Origin of the sequence: Rosenbergiella nectarea, assembly GCF_900111105.1 — a bacterium.
GTDB classification, from domain to species: Bacteria; Pseudomonadota; Gammaproteobacteria; order Enterobacterales; family Enterobacteriaceae; genus Rosenbergiella; species Rosenbergiella nectarea.
This window is the reverse complement of sequence record NZ_FOGC01000003.1, coordinates 27241-54108: the sequence shown is the minus strand read 5'-3', so window position 1 is coordinate 54108 and position 26868 is coordinate 27241. Positions and strand designations below refer to the sequence as shown.

Annotated in this window: 26 protein-coding genes; 9 read left to right on the top strand and 17 right to left on the bottom strand. The window is 46.4% G+C overall.

Annotated features, from left to right (window positions below):
• Positions 1-12 precede the first annotated feature (12 nt).
• Positions 13-471, top strand: coding sequence for an acid resistance repetitive basic protein Asr (gene asr, locus BMX14_RS04835; RefSeq protein WP_092673610.1), 459 nt, complete (start codon positions 13-15; stop codon positions 469-471).
• A gap of 252 nt (positions 472-723) precedes the next feature.
• Entirely contained in the window at positions 724-1536 is an 813-nt protein-coding gene (locus tag BMX14_RS04830) for a trypsin-like serine peptidase (protein ID WP_092673607.1), read from the top strand.
• Positions 1537-1549: 13 nt separating this feature from the next.
• Here BMX14_RS04830 and hrpA read toward each other — a convergent pair whose 3' ends face one another.
• Positions 1550-5452, bottom strand: a complete 3903-nt coding sequence (hrpA, locus tag BMX14_RS04825; RefSeq protein ID WP_092673605.1) for an ATP-dependent RNA helicase HrpA — start codon at positions 5450-5452, stop codon at positions 1550-1552.
• Positions 5453-5703: 251 nt separating this feature from the next.
• Here hrpA and BMX14_RS04820 point away from each other — a divergent pair, with 251 nt between their 5' ends.
• Positions 5704-6297: an FMN-dependent NADH-azoreductase gene (locus BMX14_RS04820; protein ID WP_092673602.1), complete on the top strand. Its 594-nt coding sequence runs from the start codon at positions 5704-5706 to the stop codon at positions 6295-6297.
• A gap of 27 nt (positions 6298-6324) precedes the next feature.
• Here BMX14_RS04820 and BMX14_RS04815 read toward each other — a convergent pair whose 3' ends face one another.
• Together BMX14_RS04815 and BMX14_RS04810 are read right to left on the bottom strand one after the other, a co-directional pair.
• Positions 6325-6564 carry a YnbE family lipoprotein gene (locus tag BMX14_RS04815; RefSeq protein WP_092673600.1) on the bottom strand — a complete coding sequence of 80 codons (240 nt, stop codon included), beginning with the start codon at positions 6562-6564 and terminating at the stop codon, positions 6325-6327.
• Positions 6561-9182, bottom strand: a complete 2622-nt coding sequence (locus tag BMX14_RS04810; protein ID WP_092673597.1) for a YdbH family protein — start codon at positions 9180-9182, stop codon at positions 6561-6563. The genes BMX14_RS04815 and BMX14_RS04810 overlap by 4 nt, the downstream gene beginning before the upstream one ends.
• Before the next feature lie 147 nt (positions 9183-9329).
• On the opposite strand from BMX14_RS04810, the gene BMX14_RS04805 reads away from it, so the two are divergent.
• Complete coding sequence (locus tag BMX14_RS04805; RefSeq protein ID WP_092673594.1) at positions 9330-10319, top strand: 2-hydroxyacid dehydrogenase; 990 nt, start codon at positions 9330-9332, stop codon at positions 10317-10319.
• A 23-nt stretch (positions 10320-10342) separates the two neighbouring features.
• Here the strand turns inward: BMX14_RS04805 and BMX14_RS04800 are convergent, their stop codons facing one another.
• Positions 10343-10612 carry a putative hemolysin gene (locus BMX14_RS04800; protein ID WP_092673591.1) on the bottom strand — a complete coding sequence of 90 codons (270 nt, stop codon included), beginning with the start codon at positions 10610-10612 and terminating at the stop codon, positions 10343-10345.
• A gap of 252 nt (positions 10613-10864) precedes the next feature.
• Between BMX14_RS04800 and ttcA the strand changes: the two genes are divergently transcribed.
• A complete protein-coding gene (gene ttcA / locus BMX14_RS04795; RefSeq protein WP_092673588.1) occupies positions 10865-11803 on the top strand; it encodes a tRNA 2-thiocytidine(32) synthetase TtcA in 939 nt (312 codons plus the stop codon).
• Between the two features lie 228 nt (positions 11804-12031).
• Here ttcA and zntB read toward each other — a convergent pair whose 3' ends face one another.
• On the bottom strand, positions 12032-13015 hold the full coding sequence (zntB, locus tag BMX14_RS04790) for a zinc transporter ZntB (protein ID WP_092673585.1): 984 nt from the start codon (positions 13013-13015) through the stop codon (positions 12032-12034).
• Between the two features lie 79 nt (positions 13016-13094).
• Positions 13095-14702, bottom strand: coding sequence for a peptide ABC transporter substrate-binding protein (locus BMX14_RS04785; protein ID WP_092673582.1), 1608 nt, complete (start codon positions 14700-14702; stop codon positions 13095-13097).
• Positions 14703-14862: 160 nt separating this feature from the next.
• On the opposite strand from BMX14_RS04785, the gene tpx reads away from it, so the two are divergent.
• A complete protein-coding gene (gene tpx, locus BMX14_RS04780) occupies positions 14863-15366 on the top strand; it encodes a thiol peroxidase (RefSeq protein ID WP_092673579.1) in 504 nt (167 codons plus the stop codon).
• 191 nt (positions 15367-15557) lie between these two features.
• Entirely contained in the window at positions 15558-16007 is a 450-nt protein-coding gene (locus BMX14_RS04775; protein ID WP_092673576.1) for a GNAT family N-acetyltransferase, read from the top strand.
• Between the two features lie 528 nt (positions 16008-16535).
• Here the strand turns inward: BMX14_RS04775 and BMX14_RS04770 are convergent.
• From BMX14_RS04770 to BMX14_RS04750, 5 genes are all read right to left on the bottom strand, one after another.
• Positions 16536-16859, bottom strand: coding sequence for a darcynin family protein (locus BMX14_RS04770; RefSeq protein WP_092673573.1), 324 nt, complete (start codon positions 16857-16859; stop codon positions 16536-16538).
• Between the two features lie 183 nt (positions 16860-17042).
• A complete protein-coding gene (locus tag BMX14_RS04765) occupies positions 17043-18011 on the bottom strand; it encodes a T6SS immunity protein Tli4 family protein (protein ID WP_230527298.1) in 969 nt (322 codons plus the stop codon).
• A 95-nt stretch (positions 18012-18106) separates the two neighbouring features.
• Positions 18107-19831: a lipase family alpha/beta hydrolase gene (locus BMX14_RS04760; RefSeq protein WP_177173086.1), complete on the bottom strand. Its 1725-nt coding sequence runs from the start codon at positions 19829-19831 to the stop codon at positions 18107-18109.
• 45 nt (positions 19832-19876) lie between these two features.
• Positions 19877-20161, bottom strand: coding sequence for a hypothetical protein (locus BMX14_RS04755; protein ID WP_092673567.1), 285 nt, complete (start codon positions 20159-20161; stop codon positions 19877-19879).
• Between the two features lie 367 nt (positions 20162-20528).
• The gene (locus BMX14_RS04750; RefSeq protein ID WP_230527296.1) at positions 20529-21083 is read right to left on the bottom strand and encodes a hypothetical protein; all 555 of its coding nucleotides are present in this window, start codon (positions 21081-21083) and stop codon (positions 20529-20531) included.
• 162 nt (positions 21084-21245) lie between these two features.
• On the opposite strand from BMX14_RS04750, the gene yefM reads away from it, so the two are divergent.
• Both yefM and BMX14_RS04740 read left to right on the top strand, forming a co-directional pair.
• Positions 21246-21497, top strand: coding sequence for a YoeB-YefM toxin-antitoxin system antitoxin YefM (yefM, locus tag BMX14_RS04745; protein ID WP_092673564.1), 252 nt, complete (start codon positions 21246-21248; stop codon positions 21495-21497).
• Entirely contained in the window at positions 21494-21748 is a 255-nt protein-coding gene (locus tag BMX14_RS04740; RefSeq protein WP_092673561.1) for a Txe/YoeB family addiction module toxin, read from the top strand. The genes yefM and BMX14_RS04740 overlap by 4 nt, the downstream gene beginning before the upstream one ends.
• A 108-nt stretch (positions 21749-21856) precedes the next feature.
• Here the strand turns inward: BMX14_RS04740 and tyrR are convergent, their stop codons facing one another.
• The 6 genes from tyrR to pspB form a co-directional block, all read right to left on the bottom strand.
• Positions 21857-23419 (bottom strand): transcriptional regulator TyrR, encoded by a 1563-nt coding sequence (tyrR, locus tag BMX14_RS04735; protein WP_092673558.1) that lies wholly within the window; start codon positions 23417-23419, stop codon positions 21857-21859.
• A gap of 110 nt (positions 23420-23529) precedes the next feature.
• A complete protein-coding gene (locus BMX14_RS04730; RefSeq protein WP_092673555.1) occupies positions 23530-24588 on the bottom strand; it encodes a YcjF family protein in 1059 nt (352 codons plus the stop codon).
• A complete protein-coding gene (locus BMX14_RS04725) occupies positions 24585-25976 on the bottom strand; it encodes a YcjX family GTP-binding protein (RefSeq protein WP_092673552.1) in 1392 nt (463 codons plus the stop codon). Before BMX14_RS04725 ends, BMX14_RS04730 begins: the two co-directional genes overlap by 4 nt.
• Positions 25957-26208, bottom strand: a complete 252-nt coding sequence (gene pspD, locus BMX14_RS04720) for a phage shock protein PspD (RefSeq protein WP_371316057.1) — start codon at positions 26206-26208, stop codon at positions 25957-25959. Before pspD ends, BMX14_RS04725 begins: the two co-directional genes overlap by 20 nt.
• A gap of 39 nt (positions 26209-26247) precedes the next feature.
• On the bottom strand, positions 26248-26610 hold the full coding sequence (gene pspC / locus BMX14_RS04715) for an envelope stress response membrane protein PspC (protein ID WP_092673549.1): 363 nt from the start codon (positions 26608-26610) through the stop codon (positions 26248-26250).
• On the bottom strand, positions 26607-26834 hold the full coding sequence (gene pspB / locus BMX14_RS04710) for an envelope stress response membrane protein PspB (RefSeq protein ID WP_092673546.1): 228 nt from the start codon (positions 26832-26834) through the stop codon (positions 26607-26609). Before pspB ends, pspC begins: the two co-directional genes overlap by 4 nt.
• Positions 26835-26868 lie beyond the last annotated feature (34 nt).

Sequence of the window (26868 nt, the reverse complement as noted above, 5' to 3'; positions counted from 1 at the left end):
GAGGAAATTCAAATGAAAAAGCTTTTCGCACTGGTAGTTGCCGCGGCTATGGGTATCTCTTCAGCAGCTTTCGCTGCGGACACTACAGCTACCCCAGCAGCTTCTGCTGCTAAGACGACAACGACTGCAGCCCCTGCCAAGCACCATGCTAAAAAGCATCATGCTAAGAAAGCAAAACCTGCTGCAGAGCAAAAAGCTCAAGCGGCTAAAAAGCATCACGCTAAGAAAGCAAAACCTGCTGCAGAACAAAAAGCTCAAGCGGCTAAAAAGCATCACGCTAAGAAAGTAAAACCTGCTGCAGCGCAAAAAGCACAAGCAGCTAAAAAGCATCACACTAAGAAAGTAAAACCTGCTGCAGCGCAAAAAGCACAAGCGGCTAAAAAACACCACGCGAAGAAAGCAAAACCTGCTGCAGCGCAAAAAGCACAAGCGGCTAAAAAACACCACGCTAAGAAAGTCACTAAAAAATAAGTGAGCCTTAAGCGTTACAAGTGTCAAAGTGAGATAAACACCCGGTTATGCCGGGTGTTTCTTCACGGGGGTCTGTCGATGATGCGCCGCTACCGTTATGAAATTATACTTCTGAGCGTCATTGTTTGCGGCATTATGGCTGCGGGTTGTTTTATCTAACATCATCCACTCAGTGACAATTACCTTCCCTTTTCTTAGTTGATACGTCTATAGTGTCGCTATAAAATTTTCTATGCTGCTGTTGAGAACATTATGCGCTTCAAAAGATTGTGTTTTTTTGCCCTGTTCTGCTGTCACTTTCAGGCCTATGCAGATGACGACACGCCCAGCCCAGCGCAGATTAAAACACTCTTTTTCGGCAAAGATCATCGTGTAGAGATTGATAAACCGCAAAGCCATCCTTGGGATGCCATCGGTCAACTTGAAACAGAAAGTGGTAATCTCTGTACAGCTACCCTTATTTCCCCTCATGTCGCCTTAACCGCCGGACACTGCCTGTTAGCGCCACCTGGTAAATTCGATCCCCCTGTAGCATTACGTTTTGTCACCACTAAAAAAGGCTGGGTTTACGAGATCCACGATATTGATGCCAAAGTCGCACCCGGTTTGGCCGGAAAATTGAAAGCGGCGGGCGAAGGTTGGATAGTCCCGGCGAAGGCCGCGCCCTCAGATTACGCAGTCGTTATTTTGCATAATCCCCCCTCAGCTATCACCCCCATTCCAATTTTTAGTGGCGATAGAGAACAATTAATGACCGCCTTGAACGCGGTGGACAATAACGTTACGCAAGCGGGCTATCCTGCAGATAATCTCGATAACCTCTTCGCACATATAGGCTGTAAAATCACCGGATGGTCACAGACGGCGGTACTCTCGCACCAATGCGATACCCTTCCGGGCGATAGCGGTTCACCGTTAATGATTAACAGTCATAATCAGTGGCAAATTATTGGTGTGCAAAGCTCGGCGCCTTCACCGGAAGATCGCAACCGCGCCGATAATCGTGCCATCGCCGTAAGCTCCTTCAACGGCAAAATACCGGCGTTAACTAACAATATTCAATAAGCCCTACCGAGCATCAGCTCGGCGACTCTTCCAGTAATTGCGTAATCCGCTTTTCTGACACCGGATAAGGGGTCCCGAGTTGTTGGGCAAAAAGGCTCACCCTTAACTCTTCGACCATCCAGCGGGCGGCCATCACCTTATCGTTGTGCTGTTCAGCCTTAGGTAATTTATGCCGATAACGCTGTATGGCCTGCTCGACCTGCTGTACCCGCAACATTCGTGCGCGGTCACTGTGTGGATCGACGGGCAGTTTATCTAATCGGCGCTCAATAGCGTGTAAATACCTTAAGGTATCAGCGAGCTTCCGCCAGCCATTCTGCGTCACGAACCCAGGGTAAACTAAGTGAGAGAGCTGCGCTTTGATGTCACTCAGTGCCAGTGCTAACGCCATATCGACTCGCCCTTTAAGCCGTTTGTTAATCGCAAAGACGGTGGAAAGGATCTGCTCGACTTGCTGGGCAATCTCAACGACTGTCTGGTTCAACTCTGCTTTGACTTTCTCACGTAACGCCATGAAGTGCTGCTCGTCCCAAACCAACCCTCCTTGCTCCGCCATAATTTTATCGATCCCACAGTGGATACAATCATCAATCAGCTGTAGGACTTGACCATAAGGATTAAAATAAAGACCGAGCTTCGCTTTGTTAGGAAGCTTCTCGTGCAGATATTTAATGGGCGATGGGATGTTTAGCAGTAATAATCGCCGCTGTCCTTGCCACATGGCCTGTTGCTGTTCCGCTTCGGTGTCGAATAACTTTATCGCCACACTCTGCTTCTCGTCCACCAGCGCTGGCCACGCCTTTAAGGTAAAGCCCGCTTGCTCGCGGCTAAACGTTTGCGGTAGTTCACCAAAGTCCCATTCCGTCACGCCCTGCTTTTCTAAGCCAACATCAGCCACCTTGGAGAGCGTCTCGCGGACTTTTCCTTTTAACTGCTGCTGGAGTTCTGTGAGAGACTTACTCTCTTGCAGCGTTTTTTTATTGCCGTCAAGCACCCGAAACGTCATTTTAAGATGGTCTGGGACCTGTGCTAATTGCCACGCATCGCGTTCGATGGTTACTCCGCTCATCCGCCGGAATTCACGTTCTAAGCATTCGAGTAACGGTAAGCTCAAATCCGTCACGCGACCTAAGAAAGCCTCCGCATAGTCTGGTGCGGGCACAAAATTACGACGGATCGGTTTCGGTAACGACTTGATCAACGCCACAATCAAGGTTTTACGCAGACCCGGGATCTGCCAATCAAAACCTTGTTCGGTGATCTGATTGAGCAGCGGCAGCGGAATATGCACGGTCACCCCATCGGCATCCTTTCCAGGCTCAAATTGATACGTCAGGGGTAATTGCACGTTACCTTGTCGCCAGCTATTGGGATAATCATTGGCATCAATATTCCCCGCGCCCTCACGGACCAGCATGGTTTTATCGAAATCGAGTTGTTGAGGGTCTTGTTGATAAGCCTTTTTCCACCACTTATCAAAATGACGAACCGAAACGATATCGCTGGGGATCCGCTGTTCGTAGAACGCAAATAATGTTTCATCATCGACTAAAATATCTCGTCGACGAGATTTATGCTCAAGGTCCTCGACCTCTAACCGTAACCTTTGGTTGTGACTAAAGAATCGATGATGGGTTTGCCATTCACCTTCAACCAGAGCATGACGAATGAACAGCTCGCGACAGATCGCCGGGTCGATTTTGCTGTAATTGACTTTACGCTGCGAAACAATCGCTAGGCCATATAAGGTGACCTTTTCAAAGGCAAAGACGGCCCCTTGCTTCTTTTCCCAATGGGGTTCACTGTAGCTATGTTTCACTAAGTGAGTCGCCAACGGTTCAATCCATTCAGGGTCGATCTTTGCAGCAATCCTTCCCCACAACTTACTGGTTTCCACCAATTCAGCGACCATCACCCACTTAGGTGGTTTTTTGAATAAACTGGACGCAGGGAAAAGATGAAAGCGCGTTTGTCGCGAGCCCATAAACTCGCCCTTTTCGACCTCTTTCTGGCCTACACGCGATAACAGTCCACTTAACAAGGCGCTGTGCAGCTCGCGGTATGGGGCCGGTTCGCTGTTTAGTGAGAACCCGAGTTCGCGAACAACTTGACGTAATTGCGTGTAGATATCTTGCCATTCACGAATACGCAGGTAATTGAGGTAGTCACTTTTACATTGACGGCGGAATTGGTTACCGGTTAGAGCCTTCTGCTGTTCTTGGACGTAATTCCATAAATTCACCCACGCCAGGAAATCCGACTCTTTATCGGCAAATCGGCGATGTTTCTCATCAGAGGCCTGTTGGCGATCGACAGGTCGCTCTCGAGGATCTTGAATGGATAACGCGGCAGTAATAATCATCGCTTCCCGCACACAACCAAATTGTTGTGCTGAAAGAACCATCTTAGCTAAACGCGGGTCGATCGGTAATTGTGCTAATTGACGGCCCGAAGCTGTCAGTTTCTGTACATCGTTTGACGTATTCTCGACGGCTCCCAACTCTTCTAATAAGCGCACACCATCTTGAATATTCCGATTATCCGGCTTTTCAACAAACGGAAAGTGCTGAATATTACCTAAGCCTAGTGCAGTCATTTGCAGAATGACGGAAGCCAAATTGGTCCGTAGAATTTCCGGGTCGGTAAATTCGGGACGAGAAAGATAGTCGTCTTCTGCGTACAGACGGATACATATCCCTTCGGAGACCCGACCACAGCGCCCCGCACGTTGATTCGCAGAAGCTTGGGAGATTGGCTCAATAGGCAAACGCTGGACTTTCGTCCGGTAACTGTAACGACTGATTCTCGCCGTACCGGGATCAATAACGTATTTGATGCCCGGTACCGTAAGGGACGTTTCGGCGACGTTGGTCGCTAAGACGATGCGTCGGCCGGTATGGGTCTGAAACACTCGGTTCTGTTCGCTATTCGATAAGCGTGCGTAGAGCGGTAAAATTTCAGTATGGGCTAACCCTTGACGTTCTAGCGCGTCGGCGGTATCGCGAATCTCACGCTCTCCGCTCATAAAGATAAGAATGTCACCTGGCGGCTCGCGATAGAGCTCATCCACCGCGTCAAAAATGGCTTGCAGTTGATCGCGATCCCCTTCACTACTGTCGGCACTGACCGGTCGGTAGCGAATCTCGACAGGATAGGTACGACCTGACACTTCAATGATTGGTGCATCATTAAAATGTTTAGAAAAACGCTCTGGGTCGATGGTCGCTGAAGTAATAATAACTTTTAAGTCAGGACGTTTGGGCAGTAGTTCGCGTAAATAGCCTAAGAGGAAATCAATGTTAAGACTGCGTTCATGCGCTTCATCAATAATAATCGTGTCGTACTGCAGTAGACGTTTATCTTGTTGGATCTCGGCCAGTAAAATACCGTCGGTCATCAATTTGATATGCGTCTGCTCAGAAATTTGATCGGTAAACCGAACTCGATAACCCACAACCCCACCCAGTGAAGTCCCAAGCTCCTCAGCAATTCGAGTCGCAACGGTGCGTGCCGCTAAGCGTCGTGGCTGTGTATGGCCGATGAGTCCTTGACGCCCACGTCCCAGCGCCAGACAGATTTTAGGGATCTGTGTCGTTTTCCCTGAACCAGTTTCCCCTGCAATAATCACGACTTGGTGTTGGTTAATTGCGTCGGCGATCGCCTGTTGTTTTTGGCTAACCGGTAAATTATCTGGAAAATGGATAGTTGCTGGACGGCTGGCGTCATGGGCAACAAGCCGCTGCTCAGCCGCAACCAGGTCTTGCTCAATTTTAGCCATCACTGCCTGCTGTGATTCAGACCCAGTCATCTTGTCGACCCCCCTTAATCGCCGGGGCAACTGCTGGCGGTCACGAAATGAAACGTGATCGCTGCGCGTCCAGAGAGAGGAAAGAGTCGTCGATTCAGTTTTAGACATAGAACGGTATTACCTTGAAAAGTAAGCAACGGAGAGTATCAACAGGGTGTTAGGCAATAAAAATAGCCTGCAGTGGCCGGATTATAGCATAACTCTGCCCCAAACGGCAGGCGGCAACCGTTGCGAGACAGCAAGCCATTACCAAGATAATTATTCAGAAAATTTGAAGAGAGACATCGAAAAGATTAGCTTTTTTCTCTCGCCCTTACCCCCTATAGTGATAATAACTTACCGTTTCATAAGGAAATATCATGAGCAAAGTATTGGTTCTTAAATCCAGCATCCTCGCCGAGTATTCACAATCAAGTTTGTTGGCGGATTATTACGCAGAACACGCGATAGCAAAAGGTGACAATGTCACAATTCGTGATCTCGCGGCTAACCCTGTTCCTGTTTTAGACGGTGAATTAGTGGGTGCCTTACGCCCAAGCGAGGCTCCGCTGACTGACCGTCAACAACAGGCCTTAGCCCTCTCTGATGAGTTAATTGCCGAGTTACAAGCTCATGACATCATCGTGCTGGCCGCCCCCATGTATAACTTCAATATCTCGACGCAATTAAAGACTTATTTTGATTTAATTGCTCGGGCTGGCGTGACATTCCGCTACACTGAGACAGGTCCTGAAGGATTGATTACCGGTAAAAAAGCCGTTGTTCTCTCCACTCGTGGGGGGATTCATAAGGACACCCCAACAGATTTAGTGACCCCATACCTCGCATTGTTCTTAGGTTTTATTGGTATCACCGATGTACAGACTATTTTAGCTGAAGGGATTGCTTACGGGCCTGATGTCGCGACAAAAACGATTGAGGACGCTAAAGCCGAGATTAACCAAATCGTCTAATTCAGCTACAACCCTCTGCAAAGCGCCTTAATTGGCGCTTTTTGTTGTGGGCTGACCCGGTACTTGCATTTTTTCAGGCGTTTTTTCTGCTTGCCGCTGCTTAAGTAACCGCTCAACCTCAGGATCCGCTTTAATCGTAATATCGTGGTCTACCTTCACGTTCATATTAATCGTAATCGGCTCTTTAGGCGCCGCCACTTCAATTTTGGGAATACACCCGACCAAGGTTGTCGATACACCAAGTAGTGCGATGATGCCTAATTTCATTTTGCATTTTCCTTATTAGCAGGCAGCCGGGTTTGCTCCTCTAGCCACGACTGTAAATTATCGCCATAACTTAAACTGCGCCAAAGCATAAAGATATTTTCAGTGTGCTGATAATTGAGATTAACACGCTGCCTTTTATCATCAAATCGGCTTGTACCATGGATCTGCGATTTCATCAGCATGTCCCCTTTAGCACTGACGTTAACCGTGGCATAAGATTTGGAAATTTCCATATAACGTAGCCAATCAATCGCTGCACCCGCTGCGAGGTTGTTTTTTAATATTTGATCCAGTAAATCTTTATCTACGCGTAGGGTTAACCCCTTATCATCCTTGATCCACCCTTTCTCAATCAACCACGGTGAATTTTCGAGCCAGAAAGGTAATTGCCCACTGATTTTACCCGACATCGCGATTTGTTTGGGATGGATGGCCGTTATTAATTGACTCATCCCAAGATGTTTAATCTCGAGCAATGCGCTTTGATGCTGAGGCAACCGCAAATGCGCCATGGATAAGGTCCCGCCAAAAATATCCAACGACGCATCATTAAGCGTTAACGGATTCTGTTCATCCCATGGCCAGCTACCCTTCAGCTTCAGGTTTAAATGGCTCATGGGGAATTTATTATCGATAGTTTCTACCGACAGCGAGACTGGCTCACGTAACCCAAAATGCCAGCGATGGTCATTGAAACGGAACGGTAATGAGAAATTCACGCCATGAAACTGATAATTGGGTAGCCAAATACTTCCATTGTTTACCACCCAGTGCCCGCCTGCTTGGAAACCCTTGTCTTCTGTTAGCGAGAAAGCGGCTTGGGCACGCAGCTTCCCTGAGCGCAACGCCACACTTTTTGTCGGCCCGACTAACGGCTGGAATACCGATAGGGGTTGTTCTGGCCACCAGGCTCGTCCCAGCCAGCGGCTATTATCTCGCCGGCCGATAACTTTCACCGGCCCGATACGGTTCGCGACCAGTTGTCCCTTGAACCCAAACTGATCGGGGGTAGTACCGCTAACCTTTACGTTAAGTTGTGCGGCCGGTAACTGGCTGGTTTCACCGAAAAAGGTGTGATCGGCTGTGATATTGAATTGACCCGTAAACTGTGGTTTATCTTGTTGGGTCACCCAATGTGCAGGCTCATCCAGTGTCATACGCGGTTTTTGCATTAACATACTGCCATAACGGATCTGATCAAAGCCTGTCGATAATGAGGTCAGCGTGATCTCTTCGTTATGCCAAAAACCACGGCCTTGTACATCCCAATTGGCAGTGAGAGGCAGGATCATGCCCTTACCCCAATAACGCCAGTCCCAACGCCCCTTGTCCGGTAAGAAACTCTCAGCCATACCGGCTAAATGCAATAGGTAGAAACTACTCCGCTCGTTTCTCACCATAAAGTTGGCTTGCAATAGACCACTAAAACCTTGCTGAGTAAGACGCACGCCTGCAATCGGCCATCTGGCTTCATCCACTTCCCAGCCAGGTAAAATTTCGCCTCGCATGAGTAATAAGGCTTTAGGTTGGAAATGGATGGCAGGATTGAGCAGCGCCCCAGTTAATGCAGCGGGAAGGCCTGCGTAAAACTGTAACTCTTTCAGTTTCGCGGTACCCGTTAAGCGTAGTGGAAATTGATTATCAGTTAACGATAGTTTTCCAGGCCCTAGGGTCAGCACCACGTTCCCTTTGCCGCCACGCCCCTGAGTCAGAGCATTGACGCGCCCTGTTAATAACGTCTGTTCGAAACCTTGTTGCCAGTTTCGAGCGGAAAACGAGAAGAAGCCACTCAGATTTTGTTGAGGTACCGGCCACGACCACGTGCCTTTTTCAATTTGGAACGCTTCAGGTGTCAGGGTGAAGGGTGCGTTTATTAGGGGTTGCCTAGCCGCGGGGTCTTGGATCATCAGCTCGCCGCGCTGTTGATTACGTGACAGTGTCACGCTAAGGGGGTGAGGATAGGACGCCAGAACGACTTTACCGGTTACACTCGCCTGCTCGGGAACGGTAGTGACAGTGTCGGCTAATCTAATTTTTCCTGATAAATACAACGGCTGTTTCAATGACGAGTGCGCTATGCTAACAGTCTTAAGGTTGAGCATCTGCCCGGTAAGTTCTGCGTCCACGTCGACCGCTTGCCCGTGATACCTTAGCTGCTGTTGGGCACCCGAAGAGGAAAAATGAACCGCCCCCTGATACGTTTGCCAAGGTGTGATCGTTAACGAGGCAATATCAACCTTAATCCCGGGAATTTGCTGCTGTAATTGGCGTAGACTAAGCGGGTTACTGGCAGCAGTCGGATTAGAAGGCCACTGCTTGAAGCAGTCACTGTTGAGCGTAAGGTTATCCACTGCTACGTTTAACGGATAACGGCTAAGTGCGACGCGGGGCGTGGAGACTTGAGCGAGTAGGCATCCCTGCGCGTTTAGGGTAAATGAAGGTAAAGTAATATGTGACAGCGATAGCGAGAAGCGACCTTGCCGTTCAATCGTCACCCCTTCAGGTAAGAAGTGCTGTACGGCTAGAGTCGACCATTGATTAATGGATAGCCCAAGTCCAATTAGGCCAACACCCACTATTGCCACAGCAAATAAGATATAGCGTAACGCTAACGACATATTTCCTTATCCCTTATAACGCTTTTAACAACTACCACTAACCCATTAATTTAATTTAATAGTTTACTCTCAAAAATATGATACAGCGCAAAATGTACTCGGACTGCTCGAAGTATAACATCACCAGTCTCTAATGGAGAAATAACTATGAAAATTGCGGTTTATAGTACGAAGAGTTATGACCAAGCAGTACTCAATGAGGTGAATAAACAGTTTAATTACACTTTCAGTTTTTTTGACTTTAGGCTAACTGCGGAAACGGCCAAAAATGCTGCGGGTCACCAAGCTGTCTGCCTGTTTGTCAACGACGAGTGTGATGGGGCTATTTTGGAGGAATTACATCGTCTTGGTGTCCGTGTAGTGGCGCTTCGCTGTGCTGGGTTTGATAATGTCGACCTTAATAGCGCACACCGAGTAGGGATCGATGTAGTGCGTGTTCCGGCTTACTCCCCCGAAGCGGTCGCAGAGCATACCATCGGGATGATGATGTGCTTAAACCGTCGTATTCATCGTGCTTATCAACGTACTCGTGAAGGTAATTTTTCACTTGAGGGGTTAACCGGTTTTAATATGTACGGTAAAACCGTTGGTATTATTGGGACAGGTAAAATAGGCCTTGCAACCTTACGTATTTTGCGAGGTTTCGGGATGGAGCTACTGGCAACCGATCCCTACCCGAGTGCTGAAGCAGAGGCTTGTGGTACGACCTACACGACGTTAGACGACCTACTTCAACGATCAGACATTATTTCGCTGCACTGTCCGATGACGTCCGATAATCACCATCTACTTAATGCTCGCGCCTTCGATAAAATGAAAAAAGGGGTCATGATCATCAATACTAGCCGGGGCAGTTTGATCGACTCTTCCGCCGCGATCGAAGCGTTGAAGGAAGGAAAAGTCGGCGCTTTAGGGATGGACGTTTATGAGAACGAATGTGATCTCTTTTTTGAAGATAAATCGAATGAAATCATCCAAGATGATATTTTTGGACGCCTCTCAGCTTGTCATAATGTTTTGTTCACCGGACACCAAGCTTTCTTAACGCAAGAAGCGCTTTCCAGTATTGCCCTGACAACACTGACTAATCTATCGCAGATATTCTCTGGGCAACCTTGCGATAACGCGGTGAGGTAACCTCGTGCACGCGAAGAAAAATCCTAGCGTGCGCAGTTACCACTCATTAATGCCGTCTCACTGCAACGCTTACCGTTCACTAATTGACACATCCCAACACGGCTACCATCAAGTTGGCGGGTATAAGCTAACGATCCCCCTGCCATGGCACAGTTATCTGAGGCGATAGAGGACATATGCACAGGCTGAATATGGGCAGCGGTGGCTTGTTGCTCAGGTTCTGCAGGCTGGTGGCTGCTGCAACCCGCCAGTAACATTACGGTGCCCGCAATCAGTAAGGAAACAACTTTCATTCGGTAAGCTCCAGGGACGTTAAGCAAGAGCCTGAAAATATGTCAGAGTTGCCACGAATAATCGAGTTAATACATAACTTTTTACGATTTAATTTAACATTAAGCGGTTAAATAGGATTTTTAAAGACTTTTGCAGCAACGCTTCTGATTAAGGTCGGAAATATGCTAGACTTCGCCGCGCGTTGAACCACGACCCGTTTAACCACTGCCCAACGACTTTCTCGTAGAATTATTGATTCAGGTACTCGCTTAATGTCATTCAATCCCGAAATTACCAGTAAACAGCAATATAACCTCAATAAATTACAAAAACGCTTACGTCGCAACGTCGGTGAGGCGATTGCTGATTTTTCTATGATTGAGGAAGGCGACCGCATCATGGTTTGCCTTTCAGGCGGTAAAGACAGCTACACCCTGCTCGAGATTCTACGCAGCTTACAAAAGAGCGCGCCGATTAATTTTTCCCTGATCGCCGTAAACCTCGATCAGAAACAACCCGGCTTCCCTGGCCATATTCTGCCTGAGTACCTTGAGTCGCTAGGCGTTGACTATAAGATCGTGGAGGAAGACACCTACTCGATCGTTAAGGAAAAAATTCCCGAAGGAAAAACGACCTGTTCATTATGCTCACGTCTGCGTCGCGGTATCCTGTACCGTACGGCCACGGAATTAGGTTGCACTAAAATCGCCTTGGGCCATCACCGCGATGATATTATTCAAACATTATTCTTGAATATGTTTTACGGCGGTAAAATGAAAGGGATGCCACCCAAACTGATGAGTGACGATGGCAAACATATCGTTATTCGCCCTCTTGCCTATTGCCGCGAGAAAGACATCATCCGCTTCTCGGAAGCAAAACAGTTTCCAATTATTCCTTGTAACCTGTGTGGATCTCAGCCTAACCTGCAACGCCAAGTCATCGGTGATATGTTACGTGATTGGGATAAGCGTTACCCTGGTCGGATTGAAACAATGTTTAGCGCCATGCAAAACATTGTGCCTTCTCATATGGCTGATACCGCGTTATTCGATTTTGACGCCGTTACGCACGGAAGTCCGGTCGTAGAAGGTGGAGACATTGCCTTTGATCGCGAAACCCTGCCGACCACCCCAACAGGCTGGCAGCCAGAGGATAACGACGATGAGCCGCGTACAGTAGGCCGACTCGATATTGTCGAGCTTAGCTAGATCATTAAGGAAGGCAATGGCCTTCCTTTTTTTGAATAAAAAAAAACCGGCCCTAGTTGCCTAGGTGCCGGGGTCATGAGAATCAATTACGCTATGCTTTAATTCAAAATGTAAGACAATGTGGAGCACAACGTCCATCGCTTGACGTTGCATTCACCTGCGGGAAGAAGTATGCCCCAGCAGACACACTAGCGTTTTGATTCAGATCACCTTTTAGTGTGACATTCTCTAGAGCCATTTGCGGCTCTTTAACCAGAGCGTTACAGCAATCGCAATGGCCGCGAGAATGATACAGAATACCGCGAATCCGTAGTGCCAATTACCCCCAGGAATTCCCCCCAGATTGACACCGAAAAGACCGGTAAGAAAAGTTGCGGGTAAAAATACCATTGCCATTAATGACATGATATAGGTGCGGCGGTTCATCGACTCGGCAATCAGCGCATCGATCTCATCACTGATCACGGCGGTTCGAGCGATACCGGCATCGAGATCTTCCAATCCACGCCCTAGTCTATCAGCAATGTCCTGCATTAAGCGTCGGTCCTCATCTGCCATCCAGGTAAATTTCTCATTGGCAATTCGTGCAAACACATCACGCTGAGGCGCCATATAGCGCCTCATTACAATTAATTGTTTACGTAATAGTGCCATCTCACCCCGCGCGGGGACTTTCCCGTCGAGTAACGCATCTTCAAGCGCAATGATACGGTCATACAATTGCTCGATAAACTCACCGCTTTGTTCGGTCAAGGCATCGCAAAATTCGACGATCCAATTACCTGCATTCTCTGCCCCGTGCCCATTTTGTAAGTCCTCCCAGATCCTATCGATGGCACGCGCTTTGCGCTTACGCGTGGTGATAATTAAATCACCGTTTATAAAGACACGTACCGCCACCAACTGATCGGGACGCGCATTATCATTATGATTAATGCTGCGTAATACCAACATAAATCCATCGGCAAGCCGACTAATACGCGGACGTAAACTGTCACCTGCCAATGCATCGCGTACCGTATCCGGGATCAGTGGTGTGGACTGTAACCAATCTCGGCTAACAGTTGAGGAGTAATCCAAGTGAACCCAGCAGGGTTTGGTCGGTCCGACTTCCCCTGCTGAGGTAATAGGTAACATTCCCCCCTCGCCATCAAGTTGACAAGCAATGATGGCGTCAGGCACGTGCAATTGGCTGATATCGATTGAGCTCAAAACAGATCCCTTTTTCTCGTGTTTCTTTCGAGTGTAGGTGAAGTCACGAATCGTCCGTGACTTAATACGTAAAATTTCATTAATGCTTTTCTATACGGAGTTGTCGGCTGTAAACAACGTCTTCAGGATTAGTGATCGGATAGCCTTTAACCCAAGGTTTGATCAATCGTCCATTGGTGTATTGATATATCGGTGCGATAGGCGCATTGTCGGCGATCATCTGTTCTGCCATCGTGTAAATTTTTTCTCGCGCCGCTGAGGTTGTTGCCATGCTAGCCTTATCCAATAAAGCATCGTAAGCGCTGTTCGTGAAGCGTGAAATATTGCCCGTATGTTGCGAGGTCAACAACGAGAGAAAAGTAGAGGATTCGTTATAATCCCCTACCCACGAGGCACGGATCACATCGAAATTGCCGTGCTTACGGCTATCGATATAGGTTTTCCACTCTTGATTCACCAAGCTGACTTCCGCGCCTAAATTCTTTTTCCACATCGATGCCACGGCGATCGCAATCTGTTTATTACTATCGGATGTGTTGTACAGAATGCTAAGTTTTAGCGGGTGAGTCGGCCCGTAACCCGCGGCGTTTAACAGCAGCTTTGCCTGACGGTTTCGCTCAGCTTGACTTAGTTGTTGGTAGGCTAAGGTTGGCGCGACAAAACCCTGAGTAATATCTGGGGTCAAATGCCAAGCTGCCTTCTCACCCGTGCCTAAGATTTTCTCTGTGATAATCTGCCGATCAATACTCCAAGATAACGCTTTTCTAACATTAACGTTAGCGGTGGGACCCTGTTGCGTATTAAACGCGTAGTAATAAGTACCGAGTTGTGCTGGGGTATAGACTTCACCAGGTAGGGCTTGCTTCAAGCTTTGGTAGCGATTTTTAGGGAAAGACTCGGTCACATCGATATTGTTAGCCTGATACCAATGAGTTGCCGTGACGGAATCGCTAAGGGGGACAAAGGTCACCTTATTCAGGGTTGAGTGTGCATTGTCCCAGTATTGAGGATTTCGCGTTAGCACCACACGTTCATTCACAATATGCTTATCCAGTCGATACGCCCCATTACCGACAAGGTGCCCCGGTAATGTCCATTGATTACCATACTGCTCAACGATTTTTTGCGGCACTGGATAAAGTGCGAAACTACTGGTTAAGACCGGAAACCATGCCACGGGATGCGACAAAGTCACCCTAAGGTGGTAGTCATCCGCCGCGACTACCCCTAAACTGGCTAAGGGTTTTTTACCGGCAGTTATTTCAGCAGCGTTCTGAATAGCCGCTAACGCTGGAAACCATGCGTAAGGCGAACTAGTGCTGGGATCGACCATCCGCTGCCAGCTGTAGACAAAATCTTTTGCCGTGACCGGGTCACCATTGGACCACTTAGCGTCTTTACGTAGCGTGAAGAGCCAGACTTTCTGGTCGCTACTTTTCCAGTTCAGTGCGACACCCGGTACAGGATGGCCCTGCTCGTCTTGGTTAGTGAGCCCTTCAAATAAGTCACGTAAAACGGGAATTTCAGGGAGTCCTACGGCCTGTGCCGGATCGAGTGAGGCTGGCTCATCTTTTATTTGGCGCACGATTTCTTGGTGAGTGGCCAACGTCTCCGCGCCGACTGACATACTACATAGCATACAGAGCGGGACGATACAGGCGGTGGTAATACTTAATTGACGGCGCATAGGCGATATTCCTTAATCTCGGTAAACTCACTGTTAGGGTCCAAAGGACCAATTCTTATTTCAGTTCTCGATTAAACCGCAAAAGTATGTCATAAAAGTAGCGTTAACTCATTAATGTTCCTACTGATTAGGAATATATCATTCGATTAAGGGATCTATTATGTCGCAAACTGTTACGCTTAAAGGTTCACCGATTGCTGTCGCAGGTCAATTCCCAAGCGCGGGTAGCAAAGCCCCCGCATTGACGCTTACCAATAAAGATCTCGCGGATGTGGGCTTAAGCGCCTACGCAGGTCAACGCAAAGTCCTGAATATTTTCCCAAGCGTTGATACTGGCGTCTGTGCAGCCTCTGTCCGTAAATTTAACCAATTAGCGTCAGAATTAGCGAATACCGTGGTGCTTTGCATCTCCGCTGACTTACCTTTCGCACAGTCTCGTTTCTGCGCGGCAGATGGACTAGATAATGTCGCGTCGTTATCTTCATTCCGTCATCCGGAATTTAAAAAAGCATGGGGCGTGGATATTGAAGAAGGCCCACTCGCTGGCCTTACCGCGCGTGCAGTCGTGGTATTGAACGAAAATGATGAAGTGATTTATAGCGAACTGGTTCCTGAAATCGCTCATGAACCTGATTATGAGGCAGCGCTAAGCAGCTTGAAATAATATTAGTGGCCAAGCAAAGTCTGCTTGGCCTAATTAGCTATGCGGTCATATATGGGATAGTTTTCGATGAATTCCACCTTGATCAGTTAATATCAAAGTTTAATGTTTTCACAAGGGTGAACATTTCAACCCTCTTTATAAAAAACTATCTGTAGTGATAATTTTTTGTACATCAACTAAAGGGTTTTGTCATGATCACCATTGAAACCTCTGATCTGCATTCAACAGACTCCCTCAATCTAATAGAAAGACTTTCATTAGAATTGAAGACTCTTACTGGCGATAGTGGTAAAAGCCATTTTAACGTAAGTTCAATGGATGAAAGCGGATGCTTATGGATACTCGCAAGAGATGAGAATAGAAGAGCTATAGGGTGCGGAGCAATCAGACCATTAACTGTAAATATCGCTGAGCTCAAAAGGATGTTTTCAGACCGTAGCATTCCAGGTATTGGCAGTGCTCTACTGGCTTATTTAGAAACATGGGCTAAAGAAATGGGATACCGCCAAATTTGGCTTGAAACACGACATATTAACCTCAGGGCTGTGAATTTCTACATAAAAAACGGATACATACCCATAGATAATTATGGACCCTATATAGGTCGAGACGACGCAGCATGTTTTGCTAAATGCTTATGAAGACAATATCAAGTTTACTTAGTATGAATTCACTGTGGTAGGGTATTCCAACCTAGCGAAATAAGAACAGAATTACTCATTAAGGAATTTATAAGTAAGAACCTTTATAACACCTCCCCCGCCACACAGTGGTTTCCCAGAATTTGCAGTCATCCTATTCAAAACCTAAAACCAAATGTAAACGACAGGACACATTTTATTTTAACGCCGTCTGATGCCATCACGCAAAACTCCCGTCAGAGACGTATCCCGACACTTCACCGAAAATAAAAATTTTATGGTCCGTTCACCACTTTCGATGAGATTATTGGATAGTGTCTTGTGGGTTTCAGTCTCGAATTACGTTCAAATCAGCCACCAGTGAGTAGGATGCATCACGATTCCTAGCTTCAGAATTTATCTAAGCGATTCTACGGCGTTTTAAGAGGGTAAGACGGCGAGTTTTATAGGTTACGCCCCAGTATCGCTCTGAGGGCGTTTGAGCGGAGCGCGTAAGAAGGGCTTATGTTAAATCATAGCGATGACACGCTAAGAACTCGCTTGCTCTTCAAAAAGCTTGAACCCGTCCTCTATGGTTGGAATGATCTCTACCATCTCCAAGTAAGGCTCTGTAATGAGCACCGAGTCCCGTAATCGCTCGATGGCAAAGTAAAATGACTGCATATCCTTAGCTTGAAACATAGCTACATCCGTACAGCGAGTTGTAAAAGCCTCGGCCTCGAACATTCTCAATGTTACGTCGGTATTCACGAGCACACTGCTCAGTGCTTTATCGGCAATTACGTTGCGCTCATCTCTGCTCAGCCGCAACCAAGAAACAGTAGTTTTTAGTAGTACAAATACAGTGACCATTTTTTATGCCTGTGGTTTTGTCTAAAACACCCTAAGAGCTCTTAGGTTACTAAAAAGCTGTTGAAAATACTGATGCTAAATTGTTTCCTTTCCTAAGAAAATGTTCCATTAGCGTACTTCGCTTAGGAGTGATGTTATGGTAAATCCGAGCGATAGAGACATAATTATCACTCCTACGTGAATTTAGAATGCATTGGGTTTATAGCGTAACGAGCCAATAACCCGATCCCAAATTTCAACCATTTGAGCTTCACTATAGCGAGTTTGTTTTCGTTTACTATTTAATCCTATTGTTGCTAATAGCTTAGATGTTGAGGCAACAGATTCATTAGCATAGAGAATGAAGTCATAGACCTGTTGCGTTTTCTGTTTATAATTTTTAGCACCATCAAAAAGCCATGCTTCAAATGGAATACCATGGACCCTAGACGCATATTTTTTTAAGGTTTTCATGCTTGATGCTTTCAATGCGTCATTAATTGCATCACTTCGACCAAAAAGAGTATCGTTATTATCAACCATTGTATTATTAGCATTGATTCCAAATAGGAAATCGTCGTTTTCATAACTAAACCCGACCTCTATTTTATGTTGACCTCCATCATCCGCAATAAACCCATTAGGAATACACCATCCTTTATCAGCAGGAATCTCATGGTCTAATCGCCCGCTTAATCGCGAAACCAACGAACGCATTGCCGCTAATTTCGTGGGTTTATCATTCATTTCAGCTTCGGTAAAACCTGCATTAATATATGTTTTTTTCCTTTCCATATATTTAGGTGATGAAAGATCAAGTATTTCAGTTGTAATAATAAAAGCGATATGATTGAGGTACACATGAGCTTCTAATATCCGACCTAAATCATCTTGCCCAGAAATATTCCTATCAAAGATGACCCCTTGATTATCAGGAAGCCGGATGACTTCTTTCAATACAGGGGCATTTTTTTGACTGGATTTTTGTTGTCTGAGAGCCTCTTCACGTAATTCAATACGTTGCCTGAACGCGGGTGGGTAAATAAATTTACTTTCGATATCAAAATCATCATACGTGGCTTTATGCGTTCCATTATTAAAAGACGCTGGAACATCCACCACATAAATTCCCGCACATTGGGGTTTTGTTTTCGAAAATAACGATTCAACCATAACAGTGTCCTTTTTAACCATGGGAGCGGCATACAACGTCGGAATAAAAAGCATCATGCTTAAAGAAAAGCAGATTGAGCACAACGCGGTCTTTATCAACATAAAGGCACCGCTTGCACCATTTTAGCGATAGCTCGAAGGGTGAATTTTAACGCAGGGCGTTGATGAATATCCTCGAGCTTATCGACTTCATAAGCGCCTTGATGGTCGACATCCGTTGCCAACACACTTTTAATGGACTGCCCATTTTGACGCTGGATTGTCTTAAAGGACTCCACAGGAACCGTACCATCACCCGCAGATTTTGAAGATTTTAATTCATAAAGACGGGAGCGGTTAAACGGCAAAGGCACTTCACGGTAGTTATTTGGGATTGTTTTATCACTGTCGTGCATGTTTTTCGGGTAAGTGATTGACGTGATATGCCATTTCACTGAGCCATCAGACGGTTTTGTGTGCCCATAAAATGCATAGGTATTAGGGTGATATCCCACTTTACTCAAAGATGAAATAAATTTTCTTACCGGTTTATCCATCAAATTAAAATAAGCCAACCAATTTTCCCGACTGACTGACTCCTCTTTATCAATGATATCGGACTCATACAACCGCCACCATAAGGTTTTATTCAGGTAAATCTCCCCAAACGGGTCGCCTTTTTGGGGCAAGACCAAATCACTACTATCGGCATTCCCCTTTTCAACACTAAACCACCCCATCCCATGGGCATTGCTGGTATAGTTTGGGGCAGGTAATAACTGTAAGGGTGCAGCCGCACGCGCTAATACCGGCATCAATTCTTCAGCAGACTTACCCATAATAATCCCCGCAAGCCCTTCTTGTTTTCCACCGACTTTCATTCGCCGATACGCCGCGGGCGACCCTAAATCCGGTATGACACCATGAACCACCCCGAGTACTTTATCCTGGCAGCCCTGAAATTCTGCATCGTCTGGCGGATTCATGGCATAACGGGCTACCAATCCCCCCATTGAATGGGTGACTAAAATGACTTTTTCAATGGCGAGGCCATGACCGTGACCACTCTGGCTTCTGTAAGAACGAAGGGTTTTATCAATATACTCAACCAGTTTACCAGCAGAGACGGCATTGTCTTCCAGCCAGTTATAACCAAAAACATGCAAGGGATAGAGAAAATGAGAAAAATGATCTACGTCTTCTTCGGTGAGTAAATCCTCATTTTTCTCTTCGGTACCTAAAGGTTTGTTGCATAATTGACGAATAATTCCATTCTCTTTGTGGTTTTCACTCAATGGACTTTTACCATCGACACTGCGTTTTAATGCTTTTTGCCAATCATCTAGCAACGCACCCTGAAGCACACTCAATGAGTTTCCATAGCTAAAATTAAGTATTTCGCCCCATCCCCGTTCTTTTCTCGGCTGAAGTAATGTTCCACAATCCCCCGCACCATCATCCGTAATTAACGAATACACTTTCGAATTAATAACTCCGCCATTATCGACAACTGTTTCATCGGGATTTAACAATGCTCTACGCTGCGTTCCATTTAACCTAGCCCAGTCAAGATAAACCTGAATATCACTATCTCCGCGCCAAATAATTTCATCTTTTGAAAATTTTCCACCTGATGATTTTAAATTACTCCCCATCACGCCAGGCAAAAAAATGACCGGAATAATTTTGATTGGCGGTAAGATGCACTTCGCTTTCGCATTAAGCGATTTTTTTTGAAATTGAATATCATTCCAATGACATCTACCATATTCATCCCAGTGGGGGCTGTGATAGGAAACATGCTGGCATTCGTCGGTATCGGGGGGAGTTTTTTCTGTCATATTGGGGTTCCTTTTCATTTATCCTTTATTTACAGATAATACACTTCACGCATAAAACGTGCTTATTCTCTTTCTTTTTCTGATATATAAACGGTCGCCTTTTTCAGTGGTGTACTTATTACCTGTCACGTGGATATAGGGTTTGCCGTCGCAGGTGCTGATATTGGCGAGAGGTGCTTTCTGCTCCCAGACAGCCTCCATCCGCTGCATCGCGGCAACCCGTGCGTAACCGCTGTCGATGAAATAATACATTCCCCACAAACACCCGGCCATGACAACAATCATCGTCTGCGCAATATAAATCGAGGATTTCCATGTATAGTGGGACATTTCACAAGGTATCGGATACACCGCATCCTACGAGGTACTTACCACGTCATTCAACGCATTGGTCGCCGGTTTTTTCTGCACTAACCCGGCTTGTTCAGTTCTTTCTCAACCTGATTTAAAGCGGCACTGTCAGACTGCCTGACGGTTTGGGTCATATAGCCAGAAGCACTGTCCAGTTCACGGTTAACCTGAACCCGTTGCGCTGTCTGTCGGCTTAATTGTGCAGATTCAGCCTGAAACAGCCGGTTCTAGGGGTATAAAACCCGTATTTTTGCGCGCTCGGCGGGTTTTAGTGGTGAGTCCTTGCCAGTGGAGCGCGTGAGAAGGACTTATGTTAAATGCTATGTAATGAGCAATAACATCATAATCAGTTATTTTTACAGATTTCCCCTTCCCATCCTATAATTTTGGCTTGAGGATCAAGGTCAGCGACAGATACATGATCAACTGAATAGTCTGTTCCTTTGACAATAACATCATAATTATGATGTTGTTGCGGGATAAATCTTTCACTAGATGATTTTTGGAAAGAGTAATTCACATGGGCATCTACCCAATAATGTACAATATTCACTAATTGATTTGGCTTGATGGAAAACTCATTAGTGGGCTGATATCCATAATTCCCTGAGCTAGGCATACCCATTTTTTTACTTCCCGTTACGGGGAATCCCATTACAGAAAAGCCAGCAGTTAACCTGCGTTCTTCTACTTGCTTATAGCAACCACTGGACTGTTTTTCGTAAAAATAGATATAAATACTGTCACCTGTCGCGACTCTAATATGGGCTGCATCGGATCCTTTATAGTCTTTTAGCATGGGTTTGAGTTGTGCGCTGCAACCACTCAGAGATGCCACCAATAATCCCATCATTGTTATTTTTGTATTTATTCTCATTGGTTCTTTACGTTCCTTATACATGAGTTAACCCACATGTTTTTACAGACGAATAACTCTAGATGTCTAACTTTTAAAATTTTTTCGTAGTGCTCGTAAGATGGGCTTGTGTCAAATATCGATCTACAGATGGCCTATTTAATTCTACATAGATTTGTACAAATTTGAGTTATGGGAGTATAGGAAATGAGAGCTATTAGCTACAGTGAAGCTCGGCAGAATCTCTCTGAAACAATGATTCAGACCGTTGAAGAGAGATCCCCTGTTCTGATTACTCGGCAGAACGGTGAGTCATGTGTATTGATGTCTCTTGAGGAATATAACTCACTCGAAGAAACCGCATATTTATTACGCTCTCCAAAAAATGCCCGTCGACTAATAGATTCAGTCGATAGCCTGAAAAATGGCAATGGAGTAGAAAGGGATATCATTGAGTGAAACTGATATGGTCTGAAGAATCGTGGGAAGATTACCTTTACTGGCAAGATACAGATAAAAAGACCGTCAAAAAGATCAATGAACTTATCAAGGATATCAGTAGAACACCATTTGAGGGGAAAGGTAAGCCAGAGCCACTAAAGCATAATCTTGCTGGATTTTGGTCTCGCAGGATCACGTCAGAACATCGATTTGTTTACGCTGTAAGTGATGATTCTCTGTTGATAGCATCTTGTCGCTATCACGACTGATTATCCCTTAAAGCCGCCGCTTGGCGGCTTTTTCGTTTCAGAGACTACATCTCATCTTAAGGGAAGTTGACCGTTTCTCATCAGACTGGGGTGTCTTCGCTCGTTAACCTACCGCTCGTTCGACGCTTTATAGTCGCTACTTTTCTGCCCCACACCATACTCACGCAGTTTATTCGCGATGGCTGTGTGCGACACCCCTAAGCGTTTAGCCAATTTGCGCGTACTTGGATAACTGGCATAGAGCTTGGTCAGAACTGAGCGTTCAAATCGTCCATTGATCTCGTCAAGGGTTCCTTCTAACTGCAATACATCTACGTCATCGTCCGTCGTATAGCTTGGTAGATTCACATCCTGAGGTCGTAATTCATCGCCTTCAAATTGCGTCATCGCCGCAAAGAGGCAATTTTTCAGCTGGCGGATATTTCCAGGCCAGTGATAACGTGAGAGATGGCTAGCCAGTGAAGATGCCAATCGTGGTACGGCGATCCCCTGCTCATGGGCAAAACGCGCGACAAAGAAACTCGCGAGAGCCATCAGGTCTTGTGGATGCTCGCGCAACGCAGGTAATTGTAAGGACAACACATTTAAGCGATAAAAGAGATCTTCGCGGAAGGTGCCGAGGTCAACCAGTTCTTGCAAGTTTTTTTGGGTCGCACAAATCACACGAACATCAACGTGGACTTCATGCTCATCCCCTACTCGTCTGAAAGTTCCATCATTCAGAAAGCGCAGCAGTTTAGTTTGCAAACTCGGCGACATCTCACCGATTTCATCGAGGAATACCGATCCACCCGCTGCTTGTTCAAAAAAGCCTTTTTGGCTTTCCAGCGCATTAGGATAGGCTCCGGCAGCATGGCCAAAAAGTTCACTTTCCGCGACATCATCGGGTATCGAGCCACAATTCAAGGCTAAAAACGGCTGACTATGGCGTGGGCTAAGTTGATGACACGCGCGCGCAATAATATCTTTACCCGTTCCGGTTTCCCCAATAATTAGCAAAGGCGCATCATGCATAGCGAGTTTCTTTGCGCGCTGTACCACTTGGCGCATCTTTGGACTGTCTGCGATAATATGATTAAACGCGCCTTCCGTATCAAGATCAGTAAGGGTAACTGCTCTGCCGATTTTCGTTGCCGAGTTGAGTATGACTAAAGTACCGGTTTGTTGGACTTGTGACGTGTCATCATCTGGCAAGAAAAGTGGACAGACTTCAACCAGAAAGTCGCGTCCCTGTAGAGTAAGAGGTAATGACTTTTTAGTCTGGGTAGAAGGGAGTTCGAGGTTCGGAATAAGGCTCGTCAATGAGTGTGCAGGGGTTTGCTGATTGAGTGAAAATAACTGTTGAGCCGCAGGATTAGTCAGTTCAATGCGCCCTTTTATATCCGTACAAAGTATCGGATCTGGCAAACTATTGACCAACGCATGTAACGCGCGCTTTGCTTGTTCAGAAGGCATATAGGTCACACGGCGAACATCGCTCACTCCCGGTGTTCTTCGTATTTCAGCCATGAGTCCACTGAAATCATCGAAATCGACCGAGCTGAAACGCAAATAGACCGTATAGTTTTCACCGATCTCGATACCATAAAGATCAATATTGCGTTTAACTAATAAGTTTAACAGTTCGTGGACCAATCCTTGACGATCTTGGCATTGTACTTCTAAGCGCATGATAACTCTCCCCAACAGCTCAATCCCCTAAGTATACGCTAGGACTACATGAAGCAGAATATTTCTGTCAGGAAAAGTTGACACTTTTGTGCTTAGTGATACACAGAGGGTTAATTCGGTTTACGCTGGCGCAACTTGTCACCGAGATCGGCGATTAACCCGCGGCGAAACTCACTGACCTTCGGCGCTTCTCCTTCAAACCAAGGGATCGGTCGGCAGAGCGACATAGTTTTAATACCCAAGCGTGCAGTGAGCAAACCTATTCCCACGCCCTGGGCGACACGCCCAGAAAGACGTGCTGCTAAATCTTGTGAAAGCCAATCAATACTGCTCTCTTGGATCCATTCACTGGCTCCCGCAATGGCCATATTGACCAATAACGCGCGCAGCAGTTTTATCCGTCCGAAATAGCCAGGCTCAACCTGGTAGAGCTTAGCGATTTGATTAATCATTCGTAGGCTGCGCCAAGCCACTAACCCCATATCCACTAAGGCATAGGGGCTTGCGGCAACCATGATCGCCGACTGAGTAGCCGTTTGACGAATTAAACGGCGAGCTTGGTTATCGAAGGTCGGTTGGACAAGGCTTGAATAAAGGGTAATGACTTCTTTATCGCTCAGTGAAGGATCCAATGCCATCTGCCATTGCACTACCGCCGGATGCTCTGCGGGTAGCCCTGCATCCTTAATCAACGACTCGCAGAACGCGACAGCATGGTGATGGCTGTGATTGGATAACAGTCTCCGCGCTTGGTGATGAATATTCATCTGCTTTTTTAATCGCCGCAGTCGAGCAAACTCGGCCAACAGCGCCGTTATTCCAGCACAGACAATCATCACGCCAGCCGTTGCCATACCGATAGTAAACCACTGTTGGGCAACCCATGCGGTGATTATCGTTTGGACCAACTGAGCCATGCCACTGACTAATACAATAAGGATCCCTAACAACAAAAGGCGCGCCCAGAGCGGCAATTTAGGACGTAAACTTTGTTCAAGGGTAATTTCTTCAACTTCGTTCACCGCTTGCGCAGGATCGAGATCTTGCGCGATAAAATGCTGCTCAGCATGCAGTTCATCAAAGTGCTGAGCGGTTTTAATCTTCTCTTCATTCGGTTCCACCGGTGTGACAGCAAAATCGATACGTGGCCTAACATCCTTGCCCGTCATGTCAGTTTATCTCCCAGTAAAAAATCTAAAGCATTATCCATTCGTAAATGCGGTAAGGGCTTGTCAGCATCCATCTCTAAGGGGGTGAAGTTTTCGAACCTAAACCCCTGCTGTTGCCAAAATGATGCGCTCGGTAACTGAGTCGGCACTTCGCCCGGATAGAGTGAAACCGGCTGATAGTCAGGTAGGCGGCGCCCTCTTAATGCCGGTACCTGTTGATGCTGGTGTTCAATCACGCCCGGGAGGGTGGCTTGGATGGAACTCAACGCTAAGCATTCAATCTTCACCCCTTCGAATGCCGCATTCTGCCAAGCCGCTTGGGTCACCTGCCGCAGCAAAGACACCATATTGGCGTGTTGATCACTTGTGACATGATCCGCTTTAGTCGCTGCAAACAGTAGTTTATCGATCACCGGAGAAAACAGTCGACGGATAAGCGAGCGTTGACCATAGTGGAAGCTCTGCATCAGTTGTGTGAGCGCAAGGCGCATATCGTTAAAGGCATTAGCCCCTCGATTTAGCGGTTGTAAGCAGTCTACCAACACTATTTGACGATCAAATTTCACGAAGTACTCTTTATAAAATTTCTTCACCACATGTTGGCAGTAAAAATCGTAGCGCTGCTTTAGCGTCGAAAAGGTTGAAGCCTTGTGGCTCTCGGCATGTTGTGCAGGGAATTCGTCAAATGGCCAAGGGAAAAATTGTAGGGCGGGAGCGCCCGCCATTTCGCCGGGCAAGATAAAACGACCGGGCTGAATGAAGTGGTAACCTTCGGCTTTACATTGGTGAAGGTAATCTGTCCAACGCTGGGCAATTTCAGCTAACAATAACTCATCGACCGGCGCATTAGGATCTAAATCCGCACAAGCAGCCTGCCAAGTTGATGCCCACTCCGCACGCTGCCCTGTTAACAGTTCGCGCATTTGCGCAGACCACTGTGTATAGCTTTGTGCCAACATAGGTAGGTCGAGTAACCATTCACCGGGATAATCGATAATTTCAAGGTGTAGCGAGGAGGTTTCTTTGAGATAGCGCTTCAGTGCATGCTGTGTTCGGTAGCGGATAACCAACTCGATTTTACTGACTCCCTGCGTAGGCGTTGGCCAGCTCGCAGGATGTCCATAAAGTTGGGAAAGTCCCCGATCGTAGCTGAAGCTAGGCGTAGCAAGGTCACGTTGCGGAACGCGTTTCACCCCAATAATCCGCCCTTCACGCATTGGGGTAAAGAGCGGTAAACGAGCGCCATGATTAACAGAAAGTAACTGATTCACTAGCGAGGTGATAAAAGCAGTTTTACCACTTCGACTCAACCCTGTCACGGCAAGGCAGAGATGCTGGTCTACGCTGCGTTGTACCCATGAGATCACCTCATTTTGAAGTTTTTTCATGCTGCTCTTTCAGTAGTTTAGCGGAAATTTTTTTCATCACTTTACTTAAGATTGGCTCTAACACCATGCCGAGGAACAGTCTCACTGGCTTCTTACTGACTGATTTGACTGCCCAACCCGCAACGCCAGCCGGACCAAAAGTAACAGCATTGATGAGTACAAATTTACCCACTGATTTTAAGGCAGGCTTCACCTGCCGTTTTGCTGAGTCTTTCCATTGTTTGTTCATCATACCCTCACTTTATAATCCGTTTGTTATGAAACAGATGGCTTAAAGCTTACGAAAACGACTGCGTACCGAGAAAGTTTCTGAGGTCACATATCCTTCCATCTTACGCAGACGCTGCTCGCTCTCTTTCAACGTTTGATCGGCTTGACTCAATACCTCATCAATAGAAAGTGTAGCGGGTTCTGCGTTGGAACCACGCGGTTTTTTATCTAAAATAAATCCCAGCGCGACATAGAGTAATAGTGTCACAAAAAATAGGCCGAAAGTTGAGAGAACGGCGATAATCCGCACCAGATTAACGGGAAGTCCACTGTAATCGGCGATTCCTGCACAGACCCCTAAAATTTTACCCTCTTCACTGTTACGGTAAAGGGGTTTATCACTGATAAATGGGAGTTTAATCATGATTGTCTCCACTCTGGGTTTTCAGCATCAAGTATTGCTTCTAAAGCATGAATACGCTCTTGCATGCGGTCCGCATCTTTCTTGAGCTGTTCAATGTGTGCAATATCTTTAACAGATAGCTTATTGGAGAGTTTGCCTTTATTGCTATAGTGTAGCCACAGCCATAGTGGCGCGATAAACACGATAAATAGCGTTAAGGGTATACTTAATAAAAATCCGCTCATCAACACTCCTTTTTAGTCGAACTTAGTAGACTGC

Coding starts and splice junctions, on each gene's coding strand:
- asr (WP_092673610.1), top strand. CDS start 13: ATGAAAAAGCTTTTCGCACTGGTAGTTGCCGCGGCTATGGGTATCTCT.
- BMX14_RS04830 (WP_092673607.1), top strand. CDS start 724: ATGCGCTTCAAAAGATTGTGTTTTTTTGCCCTGTTCTGCTGTCACTTT.
- hrpA (WP_092673605.1), bottom strand. CDS start 5,452: ATGTCTAAAACTGAATCGACGACTCTTTCCTCTCTCTGGACGCGCAGC.
- BMX14_RS04820 (WP_092673602.1), top strand. CDS start 5,704: ATGAGCAAAGTATTGGTTCTTAAATCCAGCATCCTCGCCGAGTATTCA.
- BMX14_RS04815 (WP_092673600.1), bottom strand. CDS start 6,564: ATGAAATTAGGCATCATCGCACTACTTGGTGTATCGACAACCTTGGTC.
- BMX14_RS04810 (WP_092673597.1), bottom strand. CDS start 9,182: ATGTCGTTAGCGTTACGCTATATCTTATTTGCTGTGGCAATAGTGGGT.
- BMX14_RS04805 (WP_092673594.1), top strand. CDS start 9,330: ATGAAAATTGCGGTTTATAGTACGAAGAGTTATGACCAAGCAGTACTC.
- BMX14_RS04800 (WP_092673591.1), bottom strand. CDS start 10,612: ATGAAAGTTGTTTCCTTACTGATTGCGGGCACCGTAATGTTACTGGCG.
- ttcA (WP_092673588.1), top strand. CDS start 10,865: ATGTCATTCAATCCCGAAATTACCAGTAAACAGCAATATAACCTCAAT.
- BMX14_RS04785 (WP_092673582.1), bottom strand. CDS start 14,702: ATGCGCCGTCAATTAAGTATTACCACCGCCTGTATCGTCCCGCTCTGT.
- tpx (WP_092673579.1), top strand. CDS start 14,863: ATGTCGCAAACTGTTACGCTTAAAGGTTCACCGATTGCTGTCGCAGGT.
- BMX14_RS04775 (WP_092673576.1), top strand. CDS start 15,558: ATGATCACCATTGAAACCTCTGATCTGCATTCAACAGACTCCCTCAAT.
- BMX14_RS04770 (WP_092673573.1), bottom strand. CDS start 16,859: ATGGTCACTGTATTTGTACTACTAAAAACTACTGTTTCTTGGTTGCGG.
- BMX14_RS04765 (WP_230527298.1), bottom strand. CDS start 18,011: ATGGTTGAATCGTTATTTTCGAAAACAAAACCCCAATGTGCGGGAATT.
- BMX14_RS04760 (WP_177173086.1), bottom strand. CDS start 19,831: ATGACAGAAAAAACTCCCCCCGATACCGACGAATGCCAGCATGTTTCC.
- BMX14_RS04755 (WP_092673567.1), bottom strand. CDS start 20,161: ATGTCCCACTATACATGGAAATCCTCGATTTATATTGCGCAGACGATG.
- BMX14_RS04750 (WP_230527296.1), bottom strand. CDS start 21,083: ATGTATAAGGAACGTAAAGAACCAATGAGAATAAATACAAAAATAACA.
- yefM (WP_092673564.1), top strand. CDS start 21,246: ATGAGAGCTATTAGCTACAGTGAAGCTCGGCAGAATCTCTCTGAAACA.
- tyrR (WP_092673558.1), bottom strand. CDS start 23,419: ATGCGCTTAGAAGTACAATGCCAAGATCGTCAAGGATTGGTCCACGAA.
- BMX14_RS04730 (WP_092673555.1), bottom strand. CDS start 24,588: ATGACGGGCAAGGATGTTAGGCCACGTATCGATTTTGCTGTCACACCG.
- BMX14_RS04725 (WP_092673552.1), bottom strand. CDS start 25,976: ATGAAAAAACTTCAAAATGAGGTGATCTCATGGGTACAACGCAGCGTA.
- pspD (WP_371316057.1), bottom strand. CDS start 26,208: ATGATGAACAAACAATGGAAAGACTCAGCAAAACGGCAGGTGAAGCCT.
- pspC (WP_092673549.1), bottom strand. CDS start 26,610: ATGATTAAACTCCCATTTATCAGTGATAAACCCCTTTACCGTAACAGT.
- pspB (WP_092673546.1), bottom strand. CDS start 26,834: ATGAGCGGATTTTTATTAAGTATACCCTTAACGCTATTTATCGTGTTT.